General features: G+C 74.9%; 1 protein-coding gene. It reads right to left on the bottom strand.

The genetic code is table 11. The features are described 5' to 3' along the window. Positions 1-970 (bottom strand): FAD-dependent oxidoreductase (locus tag ACFWWU_RS37445; RefSeq protein ID WP_384153741.1); only part of this gene is annotated, 970 nt, incomplete at its 3' end. Positions 971-1,089: the final 119 nt, after the last annotated feature.

Here is a 1,089-nt window from a genome sequence, read left to right as displayed (position 1 = left end):
ACAGCCGGCCGGTCACGAGATCGCCGAGCTGCTTGAGCCGGTTCGCGTCGTACTGCCCCGCGGAGATCACCGACGTCGTGGCACCGGTCGTCGGCGCCACCGCGCTGTTGATCGAGTGCGCGAGCCAGTCGGCAGGGCTCACGCCCGTGTCGTCGGGCACGGCCGAGAGCGGCGTCGCCCCCGATCCTGTCAGTGCCGTCGCGAGTGAGACGTCGTGGGGCTGGATCGCCGCCCACTCCTGCGCGGTCGCGATGGCGTCGGGGCCCGTCGTCGGGATCGGCAGCTGGAGACCCGCCGGGGTCGTCGCCGAGACGTCGGCCGTGAACGGCACGGTGTCGACGGATGCCTCGTGCAGCGCGTCGATGAGGGCCTCGCCGTCGCCCGTGAACACGCCGCCGAGTTCGACGGGGGTGTCGAAGCCCGTGGCATCCGTGCTGTGGATTCGCCCGCCGAGCCGGTCGCGCGCCTCGAGCACGACGACCTCGAAGCCCGCCTCGACGAGTGCTCGCGCCGCCGTCAGCCCGGCGAGGCCCGCACCGACGACGGCCACGCGTTCGCCGGCGGTGCCGAGCCGGACGACGTCGGCGGCGGCGCGGATGCCCGAGGCGCGCGCTCCCTCGAGCGTGCCGGGGCGGTCGGGGTCGGTCGCCTCGCCGGCGAAGACGAGCCGCCCTTCGATCGGCTCGGCGAGGGCCTGCCGAAGTGGGGGCGTGCTGCCGACCGAGTCGAAGCTGAACGCGCCGCGCGAGAACGGTTCGGCGCCCCAGCGGGAGCGGCGCATGGCCGTCGGCAGCGGCACGCCGTTCGTGGGCGCGGGCGGTGCCGTGGTCGGGGGAGCGGTCGTGGGAAGCGGGCTCGGGTGCGGCTCGGGCCAGGTGCAGCTCGCGAGCGCGAGGGTCGCGAACCCCGAGAGCGAGGCGGCGATGAAGGTTCGCCGGCCGATGCCGCCGGGCGCCCCCCGTGAGTCCATGGATTCAGGCTAGCCGACGGCACCGCAGCAACCCCGAAACGACGAGATGCAGGGGACCCGGTGGCACCGGGGCTCGAGAGCCGTGTGCCGCGGATTCCCCTGCATCCGGCAGGGCGCGC

The organism is Streptomyces sp. NPDC058650, assembly GCF_042717315.1.
Taxonomy (GTDB): domain Bacteria; phylum Actinomycetota; class Actinomycetes; order Streptomycetales; family Streptomycetaceae; genus Streptomyces.
This window is presented reverse-complemented; position numbering and strand designations above follow the sequence as displayed.